Source organism: Brachybacterium sp. Marseille-Q7125 (assembly GCF_023062615.1).
Classification (GTDB): domain Bacteria; phylum Actinomycetota; class Actinomycetes; order Actinomycetales; family Dermabacteraceae; genus Brachybacterium.
The window spans coordinates 1-1,618 of sequence record NZ_JALLAL010000089.1; the positions used below are offsets into that span (position 1 = coordinate 1).

1 rRNA gene is annotated in these 1,618 nt (G+C 56.2%); it reads left to right on the forward strand.

The window, feature by feature from the left end:
* The first annotated feature begins 67 nt into the window (after positions 1-67).
* Positions 68-1,586 (forward strand): 16S ribosomal RNA (locus MU407_RS13520).
* The last annotated feature ends 32 nt before the right edge of the window (positions 1,587-1,618 follow it).

The window sequence follows — 1,618 nt, forward strand, 5'->3', positions numbered from 1 at the left end:
TTGATGGACAACAGCAGTAATGCTGGTTGTTTGTCTGTTTTTGCTGGGATTTATTGTTTTTCATGTTTTCATGGAGAGTTTGATCCTGGCTCAGGACGAACGCTGGCGGCGTGCTTAACACATGCAAGTCGAACGATGACGCCCGTGCTTGCACGGGTTGATTAGTGGCGAACGGGTGAGTAACACGTGAGCAACCTGCCCCCTTCTTCGGGATAACCTCGGGAAATCGTGGCTAATACCGGATATGACTGCGCATCGCATGGTGTGTGGTGGAAAGATTTATCGGTGGGGGATGGGCTCGCGGCCTATCAGTTTGTTGGTGAGGTAATGGCTTACCAAGACGATGACGGGTAGCCGGCCTGAGAGGGCGACCGGCCACACTGGGACTGAGACACGGCCCAGACTCCTACGGGAGGCAGCAGTGGGGAATATTGCACAATGGGCGGAAGCCTGATGCAGCGACGCCGCGTGAGGGATGACGGCCTTCGGGTTGTAAACCTCTTTCAGTAGGGAAGAAGCGAAAGTGACGGTACCTGCAGAAGAAGCGCCGGCTAACTACGTGCCAGCAGCCGCGGTAATACGTAGGGCGCAAGCGTTGTCCGGAATTATTGGGCGTAAAGAGCTTGTAGGTGGCTTGTCGCGTCTGCCGTGAAAACCCGAGGCTCAACCTCGGGCGTGCGGTGGGTACGGGCAGGCTAGAGTGTGGTAGGGGAGACTGGAACTCCTGGTGTAGCGGTGAAATGCGCAGATATCAGGAAGAACACCGATGGCGAAGGCAGGTCTCTGGGCCATTACTGACACTGAGAAGCGAAAGCATGGGTAGCGAACAGGATTAGATACCCTGGTAGTCCATGCCGTAAACGTTGGGCACTAGGTGTGGGGGACATTCCACGTTTTCCGCGCCGTAGCTAACGCATTAAGTGCCCCGCCTGGGGAGTACGGCCGCAAGGCTAAAACTCAAAGGAATTGACGGGGGCCCGCACAAGCGGCGGAGCATGCTGATTAATTCGATGCAACGCGAAGAACCTTACCAAGGCTTGACATGCACCGGACAGCCCCAGAGATGGGGTGTTCTTCGGACTGGTGCACAGGTGGTGCATGGTTGTCGTCAGCTCGTGTCGTGAGATGTTGGGTTAAGTCCCGCAACGAGCGCAACCCTCGTTCCATGTTGCCAGCACTTCGGGTGGGGACTCATGGGAGACTGCCGGGGTCAACTCGGAGGAAGGTGGGGACGACGTCAAATCATCATGCCCCTTATGTCTTGGGCTTCAAGCATGCTACAATGGTCGGTACAATGGGTTGCGAAGCTGTGAGGTGGAGCGAATCCCAAAAAGCCGGCCTCAGTTCGGATTGGGGTCTGCAACTCGACCCCATGAAGTCGGAGTCGCTAGTAATCGCAGATCAGCAACGCTGCGGTGAATACGTTCCCGGGCCTTGTACACACCGCCCGTCAAGTCACGAAAGTCGGTAACACCCGAAGCCAGTGGCCCATCCTCGTGAGGGAGCTGTCGAAGGTGGGATCGGTGATTGGGACTAAGTCGTAACAAGGTAGCCGTACCGGAAGGTGCGGCTGGATCACCTCCTTTCTAAGGAGCATCACCAAGTATTGGTGGCCATC